Annotated in this window: 20 protein-coding genes; 11 read left to right on the top strand and 9 right to left on the bottom strand. The window is 46.4% G+C overall.

Annotation, left to right across the window (positions count from 1 at the left end; genetic code table 11):
• Positions 1-25 precede the first annotated feature (25 nt).
• From lpdA to LFX25_RS05450, 4 genes are all read right to left on the bottom strand, one after another.
• Positions 26-1,429 carry a dihydrolipoyl dehydrogenase gene (gene lpdA, locus LFX25_RS05465; RefSeq protein WP_238729336.1) on the bottom strand — a complete coding sequence of 468 codons (1,404 nt, stop codon included), beginning with the start codon at positions 1,427-1,429 and terminating at the stop codon, positions 26-28.
• A gap of 13 nt (positions 1,430-1,442) precedes the next feature.
• Positions 1,443-2,696, bottom strand: a complete 1,254-nt coding sequence (gene odhB, locus LFX25_RS05460; protein ID WP_238729335.1) for a 2-oxoglutarate dehydrogenase complex dihydrolipoyllysine-residue succinyltransferase — start codon at positions 2,694-2,696, stop codon at positions 1,443-1,445.
• A gap of 102 nt (positions 2,697-2,798) precedes the next feature.
• Complete coding sequence (locus LFX25_RS05455; protein ID WP_238729334.1) at positions 2,799-5,237, bottom strand: penicillin-binding protein 1A; 2,439 nt, start codon at positions 5,235-5,237, stop codon at positions 2,799-2,801.
• Positions 5,234-6,190: an MBL fold metallo-hydrolase gene (locus LFX25_RS05450; RefSeq protein ID WP_238729333.1), complete on the bottom strand. Its 957-nt coding sequence runs from the start codon at positions 6,188-6,190 to the stop codon at positions 5,234-5,236. The genes LFX25_RS05455 and LFX25_RS05450 overlap by 4 nt, the downstream gene beginning before the upstream one ends.
• Positions 6,191-6,294: 104 nt before the next feature.
• Between LFX25_RS05450 and LFX25_RS05445 the strand changes: the two genes are divergently transcribed.
• Together LFX25_RS05445 and LFX25_RS05440 are read left to right on the top strand one after the other, a co-directional pair.
• On the top strand, positions 6,295-7,113 hold the full coding sequence (locus LFX25_RS05445; RefSeq protein WP_118955448.1) for a rhomboid family intramembrane serine protease: 819 nt from the start codon (positions 6,295-6,297) through the stop codon (positions 7,111-7,113).
• 350 nt (positions 7,114-7,463) lie between these two features.
• Entirely contained in the window at positions 7,464-8,066 is a 603-nt protein-coding gene (locus tag LFX25_RS05440; protein WP_238729332.1) for a GNAT family N-acetyltransferase, read from the top strand.
• A gap of 25 nt (positions 8,067-8,091) precedes the next feature.
• On the opposite strand, the gene LFX25_RS05435 is transcribed toward LFX25_RS05440, so the two are convergent.
• Positions 8,092-8,361: a hypothetical protein gene (locus LFX25_RS05435; protein WP_238729331.1), complete on the bottom strand. Its 270-nt coding sequence runs from the start codon at positions 8,359-8,361 to the stop codon at positions 8,092-8,094.
• Between the two features lie 440 nt (positions 8,362-8,801).
• Between LFX25_RS05435 and LFX25_RS05430 the strand changes: the two genes are divergently transcribed.
• From LFX25_RS05430 to LFX25_RS05410, 5 genes are all read left to right on the top strand, one after another.
• Positions 8,802-9,746 carry a lipoate--protein ligase family protein gene (locus LFX25_RS05430; protein ID WP_238729330.1) on the top strand — a complete coding sequence of 315 codons (945 nt, stop codon included), beginning with the start codon at positions 8,802-8,804 and terminating at the stop codon, positions 9,744-9,746.
• Positions 9,747-9,784: 38 nt separating this feature from the next.
• Positions 9,785-11,032 carry a serine hydroxymethyltransferase gene (glyA, locus tag LFX25_RS05425; protein WP_238729329.1) on the top strand — a complete coding sequence of 416 codons (1,248 nt, stop codon included), beginning with the start codon at positions 9,785-9,787 and terminating at the stop codon, positions 11,030-11,032.
• Positions 11,033-11,558: 526 nt separating this feature from the next.
• A complete protein-coding gene (locus LFX25_RS05420; RefSeq protein ID WP_238729328.1) occupies positions 11,559-12,215 on the top strand; it encodes a hypothetical protein in 657 nt (218 codons plus the stop codon).
• A gap of 4 nt (positions 12,216-12,219) precedes the next feature.
• Positions 12,220-12,486 (top strand): hypothetical protein, encoded by a 267-nt coding sequence (locus LFX25_RS05415; RefSeq protein ID WP_238729327.1) that lies wholly within the window; start codon positions 12,220-12,222, stop codon positions 12,484-12,486.
• Positions 12,487-12,663: 177 nt separating this feature from the next.
• Positions 12,664-15,048 carry a DNA polymerase domain-containing protein gene (locus LFX25_RS05410; protein ID WP_238729326.1) on the top strand — a complete coding sequence of 795 codons (2,385 nt, stop codon included), beginning with the start codon at positions 12,664-12,666 and terminating at the stop codon, positions 15,046-15,048.
• An 8-nt stretch (positions 15,049-15,056) separates the two neighbouring features.
• Here LFX25_RS05410 and LFX25_RS05405 read toward each other — a convergent pair whose 3' ends face one another.
• Positions 15,057-15,596, bottom strand: coding sequence for a Pycsar system effector family protein (locus tag LFX25_RS05405; RefSeq protein WP_238729325.1), 540 nt, complete (start codon positions 15,594-15,596; stop codon positions 15,057-15,059).
• A gap of 77 nt (positions 15,597-15,673) precedes the next feature.
• On the bottom strand, positions 15,674-16,375 hold the full coding sequence (locus LFX25_RS05400) for a LytR/AlgR family response regulator transcription factor (protein ID WP_238729324.1): 702 nt from the start codon (positions 16,373-16,375) through the stop codon (positions 15,674-15,676).
• 548 nt (positions 16,376-16,923) lie between these two features.
• Here LFX25_RS05400 and LFX25_RS05395 point away from each other — a divergent pair.
• From LFX25_RS05395 to LFX25_RS05385, 3 genes are all read left to right on the top strand, one after another.
• Entirely contained in the window at positions 16,924-18,282 is a 1,359-nt protein-coding gene (locus LFX25_RS05395) for an Lcl domain-containing protein (protein WP_238729323.1), read from the top strand.
• Positions 18,283-18,296: 14 nt separating this feature from the next.
• Complete coding sequence (locus tag LFX25_RS05390; RefSeq protein ID WP_238729322.1) at positions 18,297-18,797, top strand: Lcl C-terminal domain-containing protein; 501 nt, start codon at positions 18,297-18,299, stop codon at positions 18,795-18,797.
• Between the two features lie 95 nt (positions 18,798-18,892).
• Complete coding sequence (locus LFX25_RS05385) at positions 18,893-19,936, top strand: LB_137 family protein (protein ID WP_238729321.1); 1,044 nt, start codon at positions 18,893-18,895, stop codon at positions 19,934-19,936.
• A gap of 37 nt (positions 19,937-19,973) precedes the next feature.
• Here LFX25_RS05385 and LFX25_RS05380 read toward each other — a convergent pair whose 3' ends face one another.
• Positions 19,974-20,744 (bottom strand): sensor histidine kinase, encoded by a 771-nt coding sequence (locus LFX25_RS05380; protein ID WP_238729320.1) that lies wholly within the window; start codon positions 20,742-20,744, stop codon positions 19,974-19,976.
• Positions 20,745-21,108: 364 nt separating this feature from the next.
• Between LFX25_RS05380 and LFX25_RS05375 the strand changes: the two genes are divergently transcribed.
• The gene (locus tag LFX25_RS05375; protein WP_238729319.1) at positions 21,109-22,152 is read left to right on the top strand and encodes a hypothetical protein; all 1,044 of its coding nucleotides are present in this window, start codon (positions 21,109-21,111) and stop codon (positions 22,150-22,152) included.
• A 2-nt stretch (positions 22,153-22,154) separates the two neighbouring features.
• Here LFX25_RS05375 and LFX25_RS05370 read toward each other — a convergent pair whose 3' ends face one another.
• Positions 22,155-22,517 carry a LytTR family DNA-binding domain-containing protein gene (locus LFX25_RS05370; protein ID WP_238729318.1) on the bottom strand — a complete coding sequence of 121 codons (363 nt, stop codon included), beginning with the start codon at positions 22,515-22,517 and terminating at the stop codon, positions 22,155-22,157.
• Positions 22,518-22,869 lie beyond the last annotated feature (352 nt).

Below are 22,869 nucleotides of genomic sequence, written 5' to 3'. Positions count from 1 at the left end.
AAACCTACCTAATAACGATCCGCGCTTACGCGTGGATCGCCCACTTATCCACCGCCATCGCCGCTTCTTTGATGACTTCCGCCAAGGTCGGATGCGCGTGGAAACTTCTCGCGACGTCTTCCGCAGACGCGCCGAATTCCATCGCAACCGCAAGCTCGGCCACCATGTCCGAAGCTCTCGGCCCGAACACGAAGGCGCCGAGAATTTTATCCGTTTTTTTATCCGCTAAGATTTTAACCTGTCCTTCGGCTTCGTTCATCGCTTTTGCACGCGCGTTCGGTCGAAAGAGTGATTTTCCGGTTTTGTATTCGATTCCTGCCGCTTTTAATTCTTCCTCGCCTTTTCCAACCCAAGCCATTTCCGGCCAAGTGTAGATGATATAAGGAACCGCGTCGTAATTTACGTGTCCCGATTGTCCGGCGAGAAGTTCGGCGAGTGCAACGCCTTCTTCTTCCGCTTTGTGCGCAAGCATCGGTCCGTCCACTGCGTCCCCGATCGCGTAGATCCCGGGAACTGATGTTTTAAAATGTCCGTCTACTTGAATTCGTTTGCGGGGTGTTAATGCGACTCCCGCTTCTTCCAAACCTACACCTTCGAGAAAGGGTCTGCGTCCGACCGCGACGAGTACGACGTCCGCTTCGAGTTCTTTCGATTCTCCCTTGGAATCTTCGATCTGAACTTTTACTCCGCCCTTGCCCGTAGTTGCGCCTTTGACCTTATGCTCAAAAAGGAATTCCATTCCCTGCGCCGTCAAAGAACGTTCGAGAAGTGAACCCATCTGACGATCCACATTGGAAATGAGGCCCGGTAAAAATTCCACAACCGTAACCGCGGTGCCGAGTCTGGACCAAACCGATCCGAGTTCGAGACCGATCACTCCGGCTCCGATGATGATCATCTTCTTGGGAATTTTACGGATATCGATCGCATGATCGGATGTGACGATGTTTTTTCCGTCCACGGTCAAACCGGGAATGTCGATCGGAACCGATCCGGTTGCCACCACGATATGTTTTGCGTTGAGCGTTTCTTTGTTTCCATCGTTTAATGCGACTTCCACTTTTCCGGCCGATAAAACTTTCCCGAAACCTTCGTACCGTTTGATCTTATTTTTGTTCATGAGAAAGTCCACCCCGTCGGTGACTTCCTTTACGATCTGATCCTTTCGGTTCATCAGTTTGTTCAGATCGACTTCGACTTTTCCTACGGTGATTCCGTGGACGTCGAGTTTGTGCAGGGCTTTGTGATATTCTTCGGAAGAATCCAGAAGAGCCTTGGAGGGGATACAACCCACGTTGAGGCAGGTGCCTCCGAGGGTTTTTCTTTTTTCGATGATTGCGGTTTTGAAACCGAGTTGAGCGGCCCGGATGGCACAAACGTAGCCCCCCGGTCCCGCGCCGATCACGACTACGTCAAATTCTGCTGACATGATTCCTCTTTCATTAAAGTTCGAGTAAGAGTCGGGCCGGATCTTCGATCGCTTCCTTCACCTTCACGAGGAACGTAACCGCTTCCTTTCCGTCCACGATTCTGTGGTCGTAGGAAAGTGCGAGATACATCATCGGACGGATCACGATCTGATCGTTCACGACCACCGCACGCTTTACTATATTATGAAGTCCTAAAATTCCACTCTGAGGAGGGTTGAGGATCGGAGTCGACATCATCGAACCGTAGATTCCCCCGTTGGAAATCGTGAATGTTCCGCCTTCCATTTCGGCGAGTTCGATCTTTCCGTCTTTGACTCGGTTCGCGAGTCTTCCGATTTCCTGTTCGATTCCGGCAAAGGTCAAAAGGTCCGCGTCTCTTACGATCGGAACCACGAGCCCTTTCGGTCCCCCGACGGCGACTCCGATATCGTAGAAGTTTTTATACACGATATCGCTTCCTCGGATTTCGGCGTTGATTGCGGGAATCGTTTTGAGAGCGTGGATCGCCGCCTTCGTAAAGAAGCTCATGAATCCAAGGCCCACGTTATGCGTCTCTTTGAACTTATCCTTATAGCGGTTTCTGAGTTCCATTACGTAACTCATATCCACTTCGTTGAAAGTTGTTAAGATTGCCGCATTGTGTTGCGCCGACACGAGACGTTCGGCGATCACTTTGCGTAAACGGCTCATAGGAACCGCGTTTTCTCTCGGAAGATCCGTTCTTCTCGGCGCGGGTACAGCTTTCGGAATTTCGGGAGAAGGAGCAGAAGTCGGAGCCGATTTGGCCGCCGTTGCAGTTCCCACACTTGCGGAGGATTTCGATTCGATCGCTTTTAATACGTCCTCTTTTGTGATTTGTCCGTTCTTTCCGGAACCGGAAATCGAAGAAGCATTTAGGCCGTTGTCGTCGATTAGTTTGCGGACCGCAGGAGGAAGAGTATCGTTGCTATTGCCGTTTCCGGAAGGTTGTGCTGTCGGTGTGGAAGTAGTCGATGAAGAAGAGGAAGGTGCGGGAGCGGAGGCAGTTGCGGCGGCGTCGATGAGACCGATGATCTCCTTCACCTTCACAGTCTCTCCGGCCTTCTTGTGAATTTTTTGAAGGACGCCGGAGGACGGGGCCGGAACTTCCATGGTCGCCTTGTCGGTTTCCAGTTCCAATAGGATCTCGTCCTGTTTTACTTGTTCTCCTTCTTTTTTAACCCAGTTCGCGATAGTTGCTTCCGTGATCGATTCTCCCATTTCGGGGACCTTGATTTCTACAGACATTAATGATTCCTTTTGAGAGGTTTCTGATGCGCGGTTGCGCAAGCCTCGGTTTCAATCCTTCTAAACGAAAAAATTCTGTAAACGAAATTCTCCAAAACGCGATTATTCCGTTCTTGGTTTAAACTTCCGATCTGTTTTGCCTAATTCTTCATCACTAATCTGATATTCTTTCTGTAAGAATTCTCTAAAATCCATGGACTTGTGGTGATCCCGTTCTCCATCACACTGACGATTGCCCATAACCGCCTTCGTAACTCCCGCAACCGTGATCGGCTTAAGAGTCAGGTTTTGAGTTACGGGACATACTCCCGGTTTCGGAGAAAGTCCGTTGTAAGCGCAGGTTCCTCCACCTTGCACTTCCTCGGGCATAACGTCTTCGCCGAAGGTCGGATAATTTTGACCGCCGTAAAAACGATTGTACATTCTTCCCCAAATCGGAACCGCAAGAACCGAAGCCGCCTGTCCTCTCCCCAAAGAAATCGAACTCTTATCGAATCCCAACCAAATCACGGTCGTGTAGTTCGGATCGAATCCGCAGTACCACGCGTTTGTAAACGAAGAAGTCGATCCCGTTTTTCCGGCCGCGATTCCACGGTAGTTTCCCTTGTCCGGATCGCGCAAACCCATGGCCGCAGTTCCGGCCATCGCTACGTTCGTGAGCATTTTCTTAAGAATGTAGGCGGTTCCTTCGGAGATCACTTGAATGCTTCCGTCTTTGGCCTGTTTTTGCAATTCTTCCTGAACCTTGACTTCTTCGTTGTAGATCACGTTTCCGCTTTGATCGATCACATAACGAACGGAAAACGGAATTACCCTTCTTCCGTTATTGGCGATGGTCGCATAACCGAGAGCCATCTCGAGCGGAGTGAGTTCCGCGATCCCGAGCGCGAGCGCGGGACTGGAAGGAAAACGGCTCGGATTCACTCCGAGAAGTCGGGAAGAAAAATCGATGACCGCGTCGGGTCCGGTTCGCAGGAACACCTGCACCGATACGATGTTAAGCGACAAAGAAAGCGCTCTCGACAACGGAACCATTCCCAAGAAGTCTCCGTCGAAATCCTGAGGAGACCAACCCTCGCCTTCTTCCGTTAATGTGGTGAGAGGAGCGTCCATGATTCCCGTTCCGCTTCCCACGACGCGCTCGGAAATCGCGGCTCCGTAGACGAACGGTTTGAACGCGGAGCCGGTTTGGCGTCTCGCCATCGTGGCTCGGTTGAACTGATTCTTCGGAGTGAATTCATATCCTCCGACCATCGTCTGAATATAACCGGTGGAAGGTTCGATCGTGATCGCGGCTCCTTCCACGTGTAAATTTTTACCGAAGACAGCGCTTTGTTTTTGAAACTCGCCGATCGCCGCGGATTCGTTTTCGCCCGGAGTCAATATGGTAAGAATATCGACTGCGTCGATGAGTTCTCTTTCGAGCGCGACTCGGTAGTTCGCTTTCTCGTCCAGCTTACTGATAAACGGCATTCCGATCGGGAAAACCGAACCCATGAGATAATAAAGACCTACGAGACCGCGGTCCGCGCCGCCGGAATAATTCACGGTCACACCGGAAACGAGGTCGTCGTGTTTTTTGATCGCTCTGGATAATTCTTCCTGAGCGATTTCCTGTTTGCGCGCGTCGAGAGTCGTATAAACCTTCAGACCGCCGGTATAAACCTTGTCTTCTCCGAGTTCCTTTTCGAGTTTTTGACGGACATACTCGGTGAAGTGAGGAGCCTTGTTCAGACGATTTCCCCAGGTGGATTGAGAAGGTGCTTTCGTAATCACGACCGGCCAGTATTTGTTCCAGAAATCGTCGTGGATGGATTGAACCTTATCGGCTGGAATATAACCTTGTTCCGCCATAAGTCTCAAAACGCTCAAGTGCGCGCCTTTTGCAATCGCCGGGTTTTTATACGGAGAATACTTTACGGGCGCCTTCGGAAGTCGGGCGAGCATCGCCGCTTCCGCGATGTCGAGATCGCTTACGTCCTTTTGAAAATACACGTCCGCGGCGGAAGCGAGCCCCGTCGTTCCGTGTCCGAGATAGATAAGATTAAAATAAATTTCTAATATTTCTTCTTTTGAATATTCTTGTTCGATCTGAAGCGTAAAAAGAGCCTCGATGAATTTTCTCGCAAAGGAACGTTTTCTGTTTTGAAGAACGGTTTTAGCGAGCTGCTGCGTGAGAGTGGAACCGCCCTGTTTGATTCTTCCCGAAATGACGTTTACGACTCCGGCGCGCACGATCGCCATAAAGTCGATCCCGAAGTGATTGAAGAAGTTGTTGTCCTCGACGGAAAGAAACGCCTGAACCACGTGCGGGGGAATGTCCTGATATTTCAGAAGCTGCTGTTTGTGTTTATAAAGTTCCGCGAAGACGACTCCGTTGATGTCGTAGAGTCGGGTCGGAGTCGTGGGCTGGTAGGAAGCGAGCATCGCGAGTTCTCCCCCTTCGTCCACTTCCGAAAGAATATAACCGAAAAAGAGACCTCCTAAGAGGGCGATGATGAGCAATGTTTTGGAGGTTCTATGCAGTCCGATACTTTTCATACTAATTTATAAACGTTCCCTTCTACCGCGAGTTCGATCTCGATCGTGCGATTCCCGAGCGCGACGGCGTGCGCTTGGGCTTCCTGGAGAATGATGTCCAAAACGTCGTCCGCATAAGCGGGTTCGTGATGGGTCAGAACGAGTTTTTTCACGTTCCAGGCGACCGCGCAGTTTACGGCCATCGTGTAGGAAGTATGTCCCCAGTCAAATTTTTGGAAGGATTCGTCCAAAGTATATTGGGAATCCAGAACCAGGAGGTCGGCATTTTCGAAAAACGGCTTCATTTCCGTGACGGAAGCAAAGTCTTCTCCCGTAAATTCCGCATCCGTGGCAAAAACAAAGACCTTTCCTTTTTCCTCCAAACGGTAGGCGAACGAACCGCCCGGATGTTTGAGAGGATACAACCTGACCTTACAATCTCCCTCTAAATCCAAAGTTTCGTCAGGGCGTAGGCAGGTAAAGAGTTTCGTGGAGGCAAGGGCGGAAAATGGAATGGGAAAGAATTCGGGAGATTGTTGTTTTTCGAAACGTTCCGGAAGATCGGCAAACGGAGAATAAAAATGGAACTCGTTCCCCGGAATGTAGAGCGGTTTGAAAAAGGGAATCCCCTGAATATGATCCCAATGCGTGTGCGTAAAGAAGAATGCGATCTTTCCCTCACCTTTTGAAAACTCTCCCTGCATGAGTTCGTCCGAGATTACGCGTCCTCCCGTACCGCAATCCAGGATGATTCTTTTTCCCGAGGAAAGTTTTACGGAAACGCAGGTCGTGTTGCCGCCGACCACGTGCGTAAGATACGGAGGAAGTTTGGAAATAAATTTCTGAATATCGGCAAGCGCGTCCGGTCCCGTGTCCCGAGCGATTTCCAGGATTTGAGTCACTTTCTGAATGTATTCCGGGGTGCGGAGAGGAGAGGAAATGGAACCCCGAGTACCGTAAAGTTGAACGATCACCTTGAGCCGATTATTTCCGTTTGAAACATTCTGTCAAAGAGAAGAGGAAAAGAAAAACCGTTTTACGGTTGTCGTCGGATTCTAAAGAGAAATCATGTTCCCCTATGACAGGCATCTACAATCGGATCGGTCCGGAACTGACTCCCGTAGTCCGCACCTTATTGATCCTAAACGGGGGACTTTTTGCGGTTCAGCTTTTGCTCTCCTGGACGATCGGAGATTATCTCACGTTGTATCTGGGAATGACGCCAGATTTGATCAATCGTAATTACTTTGTCTGGCAGTTCATTACGTACGCATTCTTACATTCGGTTCAGAACTTCTTTCATATCCTGTTCAACATGTTTTCGCTTTGGATGTTCGGATCGATACTTGAGAACTACTGGGGCGGAAAGAATTTTCTGAAGTTTTATTTATTCTCCTGTTTTATGGGAGGATTTTTTCCGTGGATGCTTCACAACTTCGGATTTCACCAAGGCACGATCATAGGAGCCTCGGGAGGAATCTACGGTTTGTTAATCGCGTTCGCGCTCATCTGGCCGAACCAGGAATTGCTGTTCATGGGATTTTTTCCTTTGAAGGCGAAATACATGGTGATCATTTTGATGCTGATCATCGCGTTTTCCGGTCCCGGCGGAAACATCGCTCACATGGCGCATTTGGGCGGAGCGATCGGAGGCGGCCTTTATTTTCTTTATTATAATAAACTAAAGTCTAAGATTCCCGCTTCGTTGTCCTTAAGCCGTTATCTTCAAAAACGGAAAATGAGAAAGTGGCAAGAGGAAATGAACCGCAAAATTCACGTTCGGGAAGAAGTGGATCAGCTACTCGATAAAATCTCCAAGTCGGGAATGGACTCGCTTTCCAGAAAGGAAAAGAAATTCCTAAAGGACGCTTCGAGCAAATATTATTCGGAAGAATGACGGGTGCCCGCGGCCGATCAAGTAAGAAGGATCAGAAGAATCAGTTTCCGATTTTGCTCCAAGGACAAACGTTCGCTTCAGGCAATCCTTTTTCGGTAAAATAAAGTTTGTCGGGACAATGGAATGCAACTCCGATTCAAAAAGTGTGGGAACTCCTCGTCCGTGTTTTACTAAAAAACCTTGTAAGTAGTAAGCAGAATTTGCCTTGAATCCGAAAATGTAGGAACTCATACGAAAAAAAATGGGAATGACTCGGTAAAAGCAACGTTCTCTGCAATATAGGAAATTCGATTCCGGTTTTTTTGAAAAAATGTTGGAACTACCACAAATTCGAAAAGGTGACAACGACAATGAAATACGCATATCCGCCCGAACCTGTTTCTTTACTCGGAAAGTACGTCGAACTGCATCCGCTTAGAGCGGAACATCACGACGAGTTAGTCAAAGCTGTGTTAGACGGAGAACTGTGGAAACTTTGGTTTACGATGGTCCCTTCGCCCGAAGAGATGAAACACTGGATCGATAAAGCGCTACTGGAAGAAAAGGAAAAGTCCTCTTTACCCTTCGTGGTTCGGCGCAAAAGCGATCAAAGGATCATCGGCAGCACGCGTTATATGAATATCGAGAAGGTTTCCAACCGACTCGAAATCGGTTCCACTTGGTATGCGAAAGAATTTCAAAAAACGCCCGTGAACACGGAATGCAAACTTCTCCTTTTGGAACACGCATTCGAAAATCTGGATTGTATCGCGGTGGAGTTTAGGACGCATCGTCTCAACGAAAATTCAAGACGTGCTATCGAGAGGCTCGGAGCTTCGTTAGACGGAATCCTGCGCAACCATCGAGTGATGCCGAATGGAACGTTACGCGACACTGCCGTTTACAGCATTCTAACAAACGAATGGCCGACCGTAAAATGTCATTTGGCGTTTAAGCTGAAGGGCGGGAAGTAGAGCTTTCGCAATATTTTTTTAAAGATCATTTGCAATTCTTCTGATAGTCGTCCGCGATCAATAAACAAGGAGCGATTTTTGCGGAAACAGGAGCATCCCCACCGATACAGCTTGATGAAAAGGTATAATAATCGAACGCGCATCTGTCGATCTCTTTGGCATGGACATCACCCAACTCATCTTCTAAATTGCAGGACACAATCACTAAGATCAGCGACAACGCAAAAAGAAGAATTTTAAATTTCACTAATGTTCTCATTCTTACTACCAAATCCGATGGCTTAACTTTTTTCATGTTGTGTTTTCCTCTCGAAATGTAATCGGTTTATTAAACACCTCTTCTCTGAATTTTTCGCGCAATTCAATCCGAAAATGAATGATTCAGGATTCAGCTTATAAAGCGAACCGGCACTTCGCTTGAATTAGGATCGAATCGTTTGTAAAAATCTTATTTCTAAGATCGGTTCATGCGATCCCGCTGATAGCGATCAAGATCCTATGCTGCTTTCCACTCGAACTGGATATTTGTAACGAATTAGGATAGGCGCTTAGGAATCATTTCGATTGGTAGAATGGGAAGAACCTCAAACTTGTAGAAAACGGCCGATCGAACGGCCGGAATGCCGATCCGTTCGAAAATTAAACTTGTTGGAACTACCACCTTGTTCCGAAGTCGTATCTAAGAAGTTCTGTTTAAAGTCTGGAAATGTAGGAACTACCACATTTCGCCGAATCATGCGCACATTCTCATTCGTACAAAATTCGATCCGATCCGCCGCGGCCAATCTCGCAATTGAAGAAGCGATCGGCCTCAACCTCGTATCTTCCGGTTACGGAGCCGGATTGCGGATTTGGAAAAATCCGTTCTCCATCGTGCTCGGCCTTTCCGAAAAAGCGGAGGACACGATTCTCCCGGAAGTCGTTCAAAGATTTCAAGGACGCGCTTTGCAGCAGAATTCAGGTGGAAACGTTTTCAACGTAGCGCACGAACAAAATAAAAATTCGTCCCTTTCGGTTGATCGCGAGGGCGAAGTTACAAAACGTTTAACGGAAAATGCGGGAGCAAAACTCGTTCGTCAAAAAATTTTTGACCAAAAATTTCCGGCGATTGTTCGTCGAGCCAGCGGAGGCGGAACGGTCGTCCACCATCCGGAGGAGAATCTCAACTTTACCTTCTTCCTATCCTTGGACGTGAAACCGGAACTCTACAAAGTAAAGGAATCCTACGATTACTTTTTGAACCTCGTCGTGAACGCGTTAAAGCGGCAAACGTTAGACGCTTCTTTCCGAGGCAAATCGGATCTAGCCGTATTCGAACAAGGATTGGAAAAGAAGATTTCCGGAAACGCTCAGTTCCGCAAAAAAGGCGCGGTGGTTCATCACGGGACCCTGATCCTAAAACCGTCTTTGATTTCCAGAGTTTCCGAACTTCTCAAACACCCTCCGGAAGAACCGGAATACAGAAAGAACCGCAAACATTCCGATTTTGTGACCTCTCTTCCGAACGATTTTTCTACCGTAAAATTTGGTCAGGACCTATCTCATGTATTTGCCGAATCGCTGGGCCTTTCCAGAATGGGCACAGAGAGGGATCTCCGGTTTACGAAATCGGTTTTTCAAGAAGCGAAACTGCTCTTGGAAAACAAATATTCGAGGATGGATTTCATCTTCAGAGATTAATCGGACTTCTACTCGGAATCATCAAAAAGAAGGGCCAGATGCAGTTTCTTCCGAAAGCAGATCCAGAGATATTCGCAGCGTTAAAACAAGAGGACGAAAGACAGGAAAATAACCTGGAAATGATCGCCTCCGAAAACTTCGTTTCCAGAGCCGTTCTGGAAGCATATACTTCCACACTTACGAACAAATACGCCGAAGGTTATCCGGGAAAACGGTATTACAACGGCTGCCACAACGCGGACATAGTCGAAAGTCTCGCGATCGAAAGAGCGAAAAAACTTTTCGGCGCACAATACGCAAACGTGCAACCGCACTCGGGAGCGCAGGCGAACATGGCTGTTTTTCTCGCGTGTCTCGAACCGGGGGATTCTTTCTTAGGAATGAACCTCGCTCACGGCGGTCACTTGACCCACGGTTCTCCGGTCAATGTGAGCGGAAGAATTTATAAACCGATTCCCTACGGCGTGGATCCGAAAACGGAAACGATCAACTACGACGAAGTCGCTCAACTTGCGAGAGAGCACAAACCGAAACTGATCGTTGCGGGCGCTTCCGCATACGCGAGAACCATCGACTTTGCAAAGTTTGCGGAGATCGCGAAAGAAGTCGGCGCGAAATTGATGGCGGACATCGCTCATATTTCCGGGCTCGTTTCCACCGGATATCATCCTTCTCCCGTTGGAATGTTCGATTACGTCACGACGACCACCCACAAAACGCTCCGAGGACCGAGAGGCGGATTGATTCTATCTACATTAGAAAATGAGAAAGTACTAAACTCCCGCGTTTTCCCAGGAATCCAAGGCGGGCCGCTCATGCACGTGATCGCCGCCAAAGCGGTGGCTTTCAAAGAAGCGCTTCAACCGGAATACAAAACCTATATCGAAACCGTTCTCGCAAACGCGAAAACGCTTGCGGAAGTATTCGTAAAACGCGGATACAGAGTCGTGAGCGGAGGAACCGATAACCACCTTGTTCTTCTGGACGTATCCGTAAAAGGACTTACCGGGGCGCAAGCTGCGGATGGATTGGACGAAGTCGGAGTCACCGTGAATAAGAACGCGATTCCGTTCGACAAAAATCCACCTGCGGTCGCATCGGGAATCCGTCTCGGAACTCCGGCTCTTACGACCCGCGGCTTAAAACCCGCGGATATCGAAGTGGTCGGAAAACTGATCTGCGACTTCCTCGATAATCCGAACGACGAAAAAAACAGAACGAAGGTCAAAGGCGGAGTGAAGGAACTCACCCAAAAATTCCCGATGACCAATTTCCGTTTAGATTAAAATTTTTTAAACCGACTTGGTAGTTTTCAAAGGCGTTCTGTTGAGCGCCTTTTTTATTGTTAGAGTTTTCCGGGGCGCCTCCGCCCTTCGGGCGGACCGAGCTCTGCGCGACTTCGCTTACGCTTCGGCCGCACGCGGCTGCTTCGCATCGCTACGATCTCTGGCGCGAGGATTTTTCGTGGCGAAAGAGGATATTTCCGTAAAACGAACGTGTGAGTTCCCACAGTTCCATTGTTACAATCGCAATCTCGCCGAATTAAAAAGTGTGGTAGTTCCCACACTTTATCAGACATAGTCTTCGTATTACGGTCGCATCTATTGAGGAGTTCCCACAGCAGATATGACATAACCTGGATCGAACGTCGCCTGACCGGTCCAAATTGTGGGAACTCACACATATCCTGAATTTCGACTTCTCCATCTCCGAAGAAACGTAGGAACTCCCGCTTTCCCTATTTATCACTCAATCGTAGCTCTTACGATAAAAGCACTTTACATTTATATACATATCATATAATAAGTAACTATGGAACTTCAGGCTCTCACGACCGTGCCCCCTACTCCTTCGGGAATCGACAATCTCTACAATCCGATTCTCAGCTGGGAAAGGAAAGGACTCGGAATGCTGACGGGAATGTCGGGGATCTACAATCTCGCACTACACTGGGAATACGCGTTTGCAGTTTCCGGTTTTAAGATTTTCAATTTGGATTGCGCGATCCGCTTCAACCCCTTTGTCATCACGGCCGAAACAAGAAAAAGGAGAATTCCTCCCGAAGCCCTGTTGAGCAACATTCTCGTTCAAAGAGCATTCACCCCGTATCAAATCCTGGACGCACTGCAGGCAATTTCCTCGCGCAAAAACGAGGAGAACATCCACTTTCTCTTGGCACCTTGCAAACAATTCTTCGACGGAGACGTTCAAGAAGACGAAGGAAGATTTCTCTTGGATAAGATGCTTCTCATTTTGGAACGACTTCATGAACAGAAAGTCCCGGTTCTCGTAATCGAATCGATGAAATATACCCACCCGACCTTCAAGGCGTTCTTTCCGAAATTGGCGGAAGCGTCCGCCGATCTCTGGGAACTCAAAATCGAAAATAAACTCTCTTATTTAAAAGTAAGAAAAAAATCTTCATCTTCTTCGGATACGATCGAACGAACCGAAGACATTCAGAGGTAACAATATGGGAAGAACCGTTACGCCTTATTCCAGACAAATGCAGCAGGTGGAATCCGGTCTTTTAGAATTTCGCAGAGGACTTCGCAAACCCGATCAGGAAATTTTCGACGATCTGATTCGAGTCGCGAAATTGCAGGTTCAGGCGGGAGTCATGGCGTCGGGACCGTATCCGATCGACACGATGCTGATGACAATGATGATCCATCTCAAAAAAGAGATTCATCAAATAAAAAAAGAAATGTCCGATCCCCAAAAAGAGAAAGGAAAATGAAACTGACTTCACTTAACGAAACGTTATCTATGAAAAGAATGGAACGTCGAAAAAACCTCCGCTCTTCCACAAGCGTTTTTTCACCGATCGTTTGTCGGAACAATTTAAAATATATGCTTGCAGAAACGAAAAAACGTTTCCGCACGGGGAATCGATTCGACCAAAAACCGAAACGCCATGCCTGAACCGATCTTAATAGAAGGAACTTTATTCGATATTTATCATATAGAAGACAAAATCCATCTATGGCTTCGAAACAAAAACGGAGAATGCGTTCTATTCCACGATTTTTATCAGCCTATCATCTACGCGCGAGGGGAAGAATCCATTCTCAAAAAATTGGTGCAGCGATTCTACGAACTGGACGCGTTAGCCGCAATACCGAAATACGTTCCCATGACCCTCTTTTACGAAAACCGGGAAGTCCAGGTTTTGGAACTTAAAATCTCTCGTCCTTCCATTCTTTCCAAGGTTTCCCGAAAACTTTACGCGCTCTACGGAAAATTCGACATCTATCATTCGGACATAGAAGTTTCCACGAGCTACATGGTGGACAAGGGTATTTTCCCTTTGTGTAAATTAAGGATATCTTATACGGAAGAAAAACACGGAAAACGAATCCGTACGATCGACGCCGACGACGATCAAATTAAGAATTTGGAATACGAGGTTCCGAGTTTCAAAATTCTAACGATGAAATTGGCGCAGAGCCATCGAATCGATATGAAGAACAACTCCATCGTATTCAACGACGGTTCGCAGTCCTGGGAATTTTCCGGAAAGGACCCGAAAGATCTTCTTTTAAAAATCGATAAACTTCTCAAACAAGAAGATCCGGACGTGATTCTTTCCTCGTACGGAGATCATACGATCTTTCCCTATCTTTTTGCACAGGCGCAAAAGCTGAGAATTTTTCCGGCCTTTGATCGGGATAAAACGTCTCCGATCCGAAGAAACATTCAAACCAAAGGAACGAGTTACAACACATACGGAACCATCGTGTATCGCGCTCCTTCGTATCCTTTGTTCGGAAGATGGCATATCGATTCGGAAAACAGCTTCGTTCACAAGGAAGCGGATCTTTTGGGAATCGTGGAATTGGCGAGACTCTCGCGTCTTCCCATGCAGAAGATGGCGCGCGCTTCCACGGGTAAGGCTCTAACAAGCATCGAAACCGACGTCGCCCTTCGAAGAGGTTATCTCGTGCCTTGGCAAAAAAGCGCGATCGAATCTCCCAAAACCGCGCTTCAACTTTTAGAAGCGGACAAAGGCGGACTCGTGTTTCAACCGGATATTTCATTCGGGATGACGGCGGAGAATGTGGCGCAACTCGATTTCGCGCAAATGTATCCGTCGACGATGGTGCTGCACAACATCTCTCCGGAATGCGTCAACTGTTCTTGCTGCGCGGACGATCCGCAAACGCCGGTCGTTCCCGGACTCGGATATAAGATCTGCAGAAAACGAAAAGGAATCGTGTCCGACGCCTTAGAACACGTACTCGAACGAAGAGCGTATTATAAAGATCGAATCAAGGAGATTCATAAAGCGCACGAAGAAAATAAATACGGCGACAAACTTTACGGATACGAACGCAAACAATCCAGTTTGAAATGGATGCTCGTCACTTCTTTCGGTTATCTCGGATATAGAAACGCGAAGTTCGGAAGATTGGAAAGTCACGAAAGCGTAAACGCGTTCGCAAGGGAAAAACTTCTCACGGCAAAAGAAATCGCGGAAGATCGGGGATACGTTTTTATCCACGCTATCACCGACAGCATCTTTATCCGCAAAGAAGACTCTTCTCCGTTCTCAAAAGAAGAATTGAATTCTCTCTGCATCGAAATTCAAAAACGCACTTCGATAAAGATCGACGTGGACGGAATTTATACTTGGCTTTTGTTTCCCGCTTCGAGCCAGGATCCGCAAATGCCCGTGGCCAACCGCTACATGGGAAGATTCGAAACCGGAGATCTGAAATGCAGAGGGATCGGAGCAAGAAGAAAAGATCTCCCGTTTTTCGTCAAAAAAGCGCAGGCGGAAATGCTGGAATGGATGCGCGGAAAAATCACGATCGCAGACTTAAAGAATTCCGAATATGAGATTTTACGAATTTACGAACGATTCGACGAACTCATCAAATCGGAACGCGTTCCTTTGGAGGAGCTTCTCATCCGAAGATCCACCTCTAAGGATCTGGACGAATACGAAGTCGAGGGACCCGCCGCGGTATCGCTTCACAATCTGAAAGAAATGGGAATTTCCGTTCAAGCGGGGGAAAAGATCCGTTATCTGGTTCTCAATCGAAAGGCCAAAAGCAAAGACCAATGGTATCTTCCCGAAGAGGCGATTTCCGCTCTAAAACGGAAAAACCAAAAGATCCATATCGATAAGACGTATTACCGAAAACTCCTTGTAAACTCGTTTCGGGAAATCTGGTCCGAGTTCGCTTCGTTTCAAAACTTCGATTCCCTGATCGACGAACAACGTTGGCTTCCTTTCGATCGATGTTACAGAACGGAATACGAACTCTATTTAGCGGGTTTAAAAAGAATCGCCTAACGACGATTTTATCCTCGGATCAAGGAAGGAATCCAACCGATACTTTCGAACACGATCAGCGTTCCTCCGCTGAAAAAACCCGCCAGAAAGAAACGATAACTCCATCGGATATATCTGTATTTCGTAAAGTAGATCGTTCTCCCCATTTGATAGATATCATAGGAAATCGCTTTATACAAAGATGCGTCGGTTTCCAAAACGGCTTCCACGTTTTTAAAAAAGGTTTCCTCGTCGTCCGCCGCGAAATCGCCGAAAAACAAAGGATTCTTTTTACGCACCTTATCCGGCTTAGAAAGAGGCATCACGGCAAAGATCGCGAGGGAGGCGGCAACGGCCAGAAAACCCATCAAAAGTATGATGCCCGTAACGTAGATTCCTCGCTGCAAAAAACCGAGGGCTAAGGAAAGGATCACGAAAGACGCCGCGATCAAAATATTCGCTTTTTGATCGGCCATCAGACTCAACTGAACGTGATGCTGGTGAACGGTTCTTAAAAGATAATCGACGGAAGATCTGGCTCGGGTTTTAGAAAAGTATTCTGGCTGCATTTTGAAAACGTCTTCGTCCAGATTCAAAGGAGCCGCTAAATTCGAAAATCAGATTTAGAATTGTCGAAAACTTATTTTCAGATCCCCGGAAGATAAATACGGCTTACGGGAACCTGACTTTTCTCCTCGTCCTTCATATAAGCCACGTGGGATCCGCCGTTAAAATACTCTATATGCGCCAAATATTCCATATTTATAATATACTGTTTATGGACCCTTCTAAACTTGCCCGCGGAAAGTTTAGGTTCCAGGTCTTTCAGCGTTCCGATCACTTCGATTCCGTCGTCCACGGTATGAAGAATCGAATGTTTTCCGTTCGAAGAAATATATACGATATTCGAAAATGTGATGAATACGTTGCGATCGACTCCCTTAAATTTGGTCCCGTAATTGTGAATCGACACGTTTTTCTCACTGGAAAGTTTTTCATAGGCGCGATCCAATGCCTTGTGCAATCTTTCAGGAACGACGGGTTTAGTTACGTAATCCAGATTTCCAAAATCGTATGCGGTAACCGCGTTTCCTTCGTGACCGGTTACAGAAATCGTAACGGGAGGATCATCCAATCCCTTCAATATATCGAACCCGTTTAGATCCGGAAGTTCAATATCGAGAAGAAGAAGATCCACCTTGTTGTGCGCCAAAAAACGCACGGCATCCGAACCGTTCTCGAACATCTCCGTGACTTCAAATTTACCGTGAGTTTCCACCTCTTTTTTTATAAAAGATCCGATCATAAAATCGTCTTCGATTACGACCGTTTTATAGGGCTTTTCCATGCTTCTCATCCTAACCACCGCTCGGACTTATCCGAATTCTCCATCTACGTTTCAGACATAGAATCCGCTGTCTATTCGTATTACCGAAAGAGGCCCGCGTTTCGTTCCCTTTTAACTGTTCTTCATTCCCCTCGCAACAAACCGCTCATAAACCGTAACGTCGCACGATTTAAAAGTATAATAAGAAAAACCAAATTATAGAAGTAGGAGGGTCGGTATAAATCGACATGAAATTTCGTTCCGAAATACATGCATCTCATTCCCGGTCCGCAACCGCTTCTTCTTTCGACAAAAAAGCGCGCAAATAATACTTTCATTTCCTAGAGATTCTGAAAGGTTTCACGTCGTATACAATACAGAGCTTCTTAAAACACATTATATATTTATAATGTATTTTAAGATCCCGGAGGGTTGTTTTGGTGACGCATAAAGAATACTCAACAAAGGGATTGATTCCTCGAATCGGCGAGCGCGAAACAAAATTTCGCTTCCGATTCATCGGGGTGATTGGGATTTTTTGCATCTCGTTCGCGTTTCAATTCTGCTTAATGGATGATCCCAAAGGAAGGGCGTTATTATTCTCCCTCCTTGGCGACAAAGATGTTCCGAACGCAACGAATTCCTCTTCCCCTTCGGCGCCCGAGGGGGGGCCTGCGGTAGTCGTCACTTCGCACAGCATTTTAATCGAACCTAGAACTTTGAGCGAATACGTGGGCGGAACGACTCAGTTTCGTGCGTATCATTATATAAACGGAATTTTAAACGCTGAAATCACCGATGACGTCGACTGGACCTCTACAAATACGGGAGTGCTAACGATATCGAACACGGCCGGATCCAAAGGTCTTGCAACAAAAATAGCGATCGGATCAAGCGACGTTGAAATTGTCCCGATGAGCGCATTGGCCGCCTTACTTTTGCCGACTTATACGAACAGAAAGGCGACCGCGACTTTGGCCGCGGTTCCGGATACGACTTCGCCTCTCGTAAGTTCGCATTCTCCGCCGAACAGCCATACCGGATTCAGCCCTCTTTCCTTTGAATTGAGACTTACGTTTAACGAACCCATGGATATGGCTTCGGTTCCGGCCATCAGTTTCGAGGACAGAATCGCAACCGGAACCTATACGGCGTTCTCCACTTTAGGATATTCTCATACGTGGACCTCGAACACGAACTTAACGATCAGGTTAGACGCTCTTCCCGAAAGTTTTTCATTTCGTTGGACCCTTGCCGGTTCAGGAATGAAAGACGCGGCCGGAAACTCCCTTTCGGCGAACTATTCCGGAACCAGCGCCACCGGAGCGGAATCCACTTACGTTCCTTTAGTGGACACAGGACAAATAGGTTGCTGGAACCAAATAGGAACCTCGGTTTCTTGCGAGCCGGGAATGGACGGGGAAATTACGGATCCGTCCCCTTCCGCAACTCTCGCGGGACCGAGCGTGAACGCAAGTTATCCGAACGACCCGATAACCTATCACGGTTTAACCGATCTCACTTGGACAACATGTACTCACGGACAAGTTTGGACCGGAAGCGCTTGCACCGGAACCGGAACAAGTCCGGCATATGGAGCGATCGCATCGACTTGGAGTCAGGCGATCCAAATTTGCGGAAGTTATGATACTCGAAATTCGGGAGCTGGTTATGCCGGCAAAGGAGGATGGAGGCTTCCTACGATCAGAGAACTTCAATCTATTTTAGATTATTCTTATACATCGAATTCCATCGTCCATCCTATCTATTTTCCGAATATGCTCAAGAGCGAAAACTATTGGTCCTCCACCGCAAGGGTGGCGACAAACAACAAAGACAGAGCTTTTAAAATCAATACGTTCGCAGGCAAGACCCAGAATTTGGAAAAAACATACCAGTTCTACCACTATTGCGTTACAAACGAATGAACAGGATGATAAAAATGAAAAACATTAGATCCATATATTTTGCGTTGGCGATTCTACTTTTAGTTGTTTCCTCCGAAAAATTTTCGATCGGTTCATATAGTACCGGACCGATTCCCGGTACCGTAATCGACTCGGATACCGGACTGATTTGGACTGTCTGTAGTATGGGCCAAACGCCTCCGACTTGTCCCGAAAACGCGACCACCGATACGTGGAGAAATGCGTTGGCTTATTGCAGCGGATTGACTTTAGGGGGCGTAGCTTGGAGACTCCCGAATATCAAGGAGCTTTTTACCATAATCAATTACTACTATGAGGCTCCGGCAGTCGCAGGCAGCGCGTTCCCGCATACTCCCGGACACGACTTTGCATATTATTGGACCTCGACCACGCATCCATCGATATTCGCTCCGGGAGGAAGAGATAGAGCGATGCTCGTCGACTTTGATCTGGGAGGAAGCGACGACGATCTAAAATCGGGACAACATTACGTGCGGTGTGTTACGGGACCGTAAAAGACTTGAATCCGGTATATTAGAACGAAACGTTTCCTAATAGAGTCTATTGATCGCGTGAATCTACGATTCGCGCGGAAATTTCGTTTCGTTTCATGTTCCCAAAGTTTAGAATCGGCGCCAAGTTCGTATTTCTGATCGTCCTATTCTTTTCGCAAAATCTCTTTTCGGACACGATACGGCTTAGAAAAAATAAAACTCCTTTGATCGGCAAGATCATTCAGTATAAAGAAAACGGAGTGGAACTTTCGACTGCGGAGGGAAAAAAAGAAATCCCTTCGAAAGAAATCGAAAAGATAGAACTCGGATTCAGCGGAATTCGAACGACGCTCCAGACCGCTACCGATTCCCAAACTTCGGAACTTATCCTACTCGAAGTCGTCGATCGTGAAAAATTCGTTTTTTACGACGCGGAAAAATCCGAACTTAAAGTCGTATTGCTTTCCGAGATTCGTTCCGCCGAATTTCAATTTCCGTTCGATCCGAAAAAATTTCAAAGCATGCTCTCCGGATACGAAGTGGAAGTAACTCTTCAATCGGGAGAAAGGAGTAGAGGAGTTTTATTTAAAATCGGTTTCGATACGACGACACTTACGATCGATTCCCAAAAAAATCGGATTCCGAACTCATCCATTCAAAAAATCGCATATACTTTCGGTCCACCGGCGCGAACAAACCCGAGTTCCGAGGAGATCGACCGTTCCGTTCGACTGTATGAAATTCTAATACCGGGCAGTCATCAAATTCGAACCGGAAGAAAAACTTCGGGAACAACCCTGTTCATCGGAACGCTCCTATCGGCGGCGGCGGCGGAATACGAATATCTGAGGGGAAAAAGCGAACTCAGAAGACAAAAAGAAATCAACGAACAAGCGATTCTTTTGGGGAAGGAATACGCACTGTTGTTTGTGGATTTCGAATACGAAGCCTATTACGAACACAAAAGTAAAAACCGCTCATTTCTGATTCTTACTTCCCTATTCTACGTTTTGAATCTATTGGATATCTGGACTTGGAAGCCGAATTCGGAAACGGGGGAGAATTCCTCCTTTAGAATCCTTCCGTCCTTTCGTTTTCCCTGGAATGAACGCTCCCGATCGGAAACGGAAGCACAGATTCGTCTGGAGTTCTGCTTCTAAAATTCAGTATATTCAAAATTAAGAATATATCGTTGAATCAGGAATAAATTTTACTTCTGGCCTCGAGCAAAGAGGCGTCGTATAGGGAAATTTCCGTTTTAAACCCGCTTCCGATCTCGCTTTGAATCTTCAATTCCGCTTCGGTGCAGATCTCCTTCAGTCTTCTTCTTAAATAAAAGAATGTCCCTTCTTCCAAATCGTCGCCTGCGATCCGTGCGCCCGGACCGTTGTCTTGTACCGTAATTCGAATCCGATCCTCGAACTCCCAACCGATTTCCACTTCGATCACGATCGAATGTTTCGATTTCATCACCGCGTGTTTTACCGAATTTTCCACTAAAGTCTGAATCAGGAACGGAGGAACGAAAACTTTACCGATTTCCATTCCCACTTCTTTTTTGATGAGAATTCGAAACGGATGTTTCGCCTTGTTTTTAACAAGATCGAAATAAGAGAGCGTAAAATCCAATTCCTCCCTTAGAGAAACGCGATCCCGATTTACGAAACGGAACGAGTACCGAAGCATATTCGAAAGACTATCCAAATATTCGACGGCATCTTCTCGTTCACTTTCCATGTAAATACGCAGCGTCATCAACGAGTTGAATAGAAAATGCGGGGTCATTCTTAGATTATAAATTCGTGAACCTAAAAATTCCCGATCGGGAGAAACGTTGCTCGGCTCCAAACCTTTAGGATTCGCATTCGAATTTTTAAATTCGCCTTGAAACGCATTGCGTATCAAAAAACAAACAAAAACGAAATGCAAGGGCATAAAAAGAAGAATCAAAGTTACGTATAAATGCACGGAGGTTCTTGGATTCTGGAGAGACGAAAAATAAATTCCGGATCCCGCCAGAGAAAACAGGAGGAGATTTGAAAAAAAGATTCCTTTACGATCAAAGAACAGGAAAAATAACGCCCCTCTTTTTTCCATCGATACCATCTTTAAAGAAGGCAACTTCCGAGCATCGAAAAAAACCGCAAACATTTCCAAAGAGGCCGTTTTACATTCCCATATTTGTATCGTTCATTCCCTTTCCAAGCGCATTCAAACGGGACAAGAAATCTTAAACGTTCGGGAATTTTTTAATACTTGGCTTGTACGGGTGAAAGTTTATATTCACATTCGCATGAAACGGGAAGATTTTAAGAAATATTTGGAGAAGAGAATGTTTCTCGAATCCTTCTATCCGCTGCGAATCTTCCGAAGAAGTTCTAAACCGGCTTTGAGTGAAGAACAAAAAAAGGAGCTGATCCGGTACGCTCCGTATACGGAGTACTCTTCCTTTCAAAAAGAAGGAAGCGAGGAAACTCCGAATCTGTCTTTGCACCCGATCGACGTTTTGCCTAACGCGCGCAATTCCAAAAAAGAAACCAAAAGATTCGTTTTCCCGGCCGTTTGGCGTTTCGAGTTGATCTCGCTCGCTTGTTTGTTTTTGATCGCGTATTCCGCGATCGTTTGGGTACAATGGCGGCTTCAATCGGATCGAAATGCGAACTTCGAATTAAGTTGGAACGGAGAAGGATGTAAGGTTCTGCAAACGGATCCGGATCTTTGGAAAATCGATCCTTCTCCAAGAGAATGTAAAATTTCGAATACTTCTCTTTTTGGAACGACTCGACTCCTTCTTTTTCCGAACACCGCGGCTACGATTCAAGCCGTGCGTTCGCAAACTACGCGACTCCATCTTGAACTCAAAACGGGAAGAATCTATCTGTGGGAAGATCTGCGTCCCGGAAGCGGAACTAAATTTTTTATCGGAGGCTGGAAGATTCAACTTACGGGAACAAAAATTTTGGCGGAGATCGCCAACACGAAGGCATATTTCACTTTATTGGAAGGATCTCTCGACTCCGACTATGAGGATCGAGATACGTCGGTTCACGAACATTTGTCCGTACCCGGCGAATCGATGGAGATCGAAACCGAAAAACCGAATCTTCGGAAGGTAATATTAAACCGAACTCAATTCGAAACGTTGAATGAAACTCTGCGGAAGGATACGACTTTCTCGCTCAGAGATTCCACTCAAGCTTCCTATTTCAAGCCGTCCGCAAATCCGTCTTTACCGGAAAATCCTTGGATCATACGTCTCAAGAACGGAAGAATTTTAAAAGGAAGAATCAAAACCCAAAACGACGGAATCCACATCTTTACCGGAAAAGGAGAAGAAATTCTGGAAGAGAAAGAAGTTCACTCCATATCGAAATAGAATCACGCCTCCGCTTTGTTTTGGTTCGGCCAAGTATACGGAAGATAAACCCTGCTCACGGGAACCTGACTTTTTTCATCGTCGGTCATATACGCGTAGTGCACACCGTCCGTAAAGTATTCCACATGTCCTAAAAATTCCATATTGATAATATACTGTTTGTGAACTCTTACGAACTTTTCGGATTGTAATCTCTGTAAGGTCTGCTTCAACGTTCCGACTACTTCCAAATTCTGATCCGGCGTATGAAGAACGGAATATCTTCCGTTCGAGGAAATATAAACGATATTCGAAAACGTCACGAAGTAATTCCGATCGGCGCCCCTAAACATGGCTCCTATGATTTTGACTTCATTGAACTTCATCCGATCGATCCTTTCGCATAATATTTCAAATTAAACCGACATAAAAGAGATTTCATAAAATAGACAACACCTCTTTGAGTTTCTTTCTCTTTCGACAGCAAGAACAAACGAACCGCTCCTCTCTTTCAATTGTCCTTAAAAATTCTCATTTTATTTACCGAACCTCTCGCGAGGTTCGTTTCGGAAATAATTTTCTTACCGATCAACGCACGGGAACTTAGGTTCGACGCAAGAGAACGGTTTTATACTTCTTAAATTTCAAATTCTGATCCGACTTGCACAAAAAAGCGAAAGCGATAACAAAGACGGCTTTTCATTTTTAAAATTTGAAATAATAAATTGAAAAACTGCT

The sequence above is a fragment of the Leptospira sanjuanensis genome, from assembly GCF_022267325.1.
GTDB classification, from domain to species: Bacteria; Spirochaetota; Leptospiria; order Leptospirales; family Leptospiraceae; genus Leptospira; species Leptospira sanjuanensis.
This window is presented reverse-complemented; position numbering and strand designations above follow the sequence as displayed.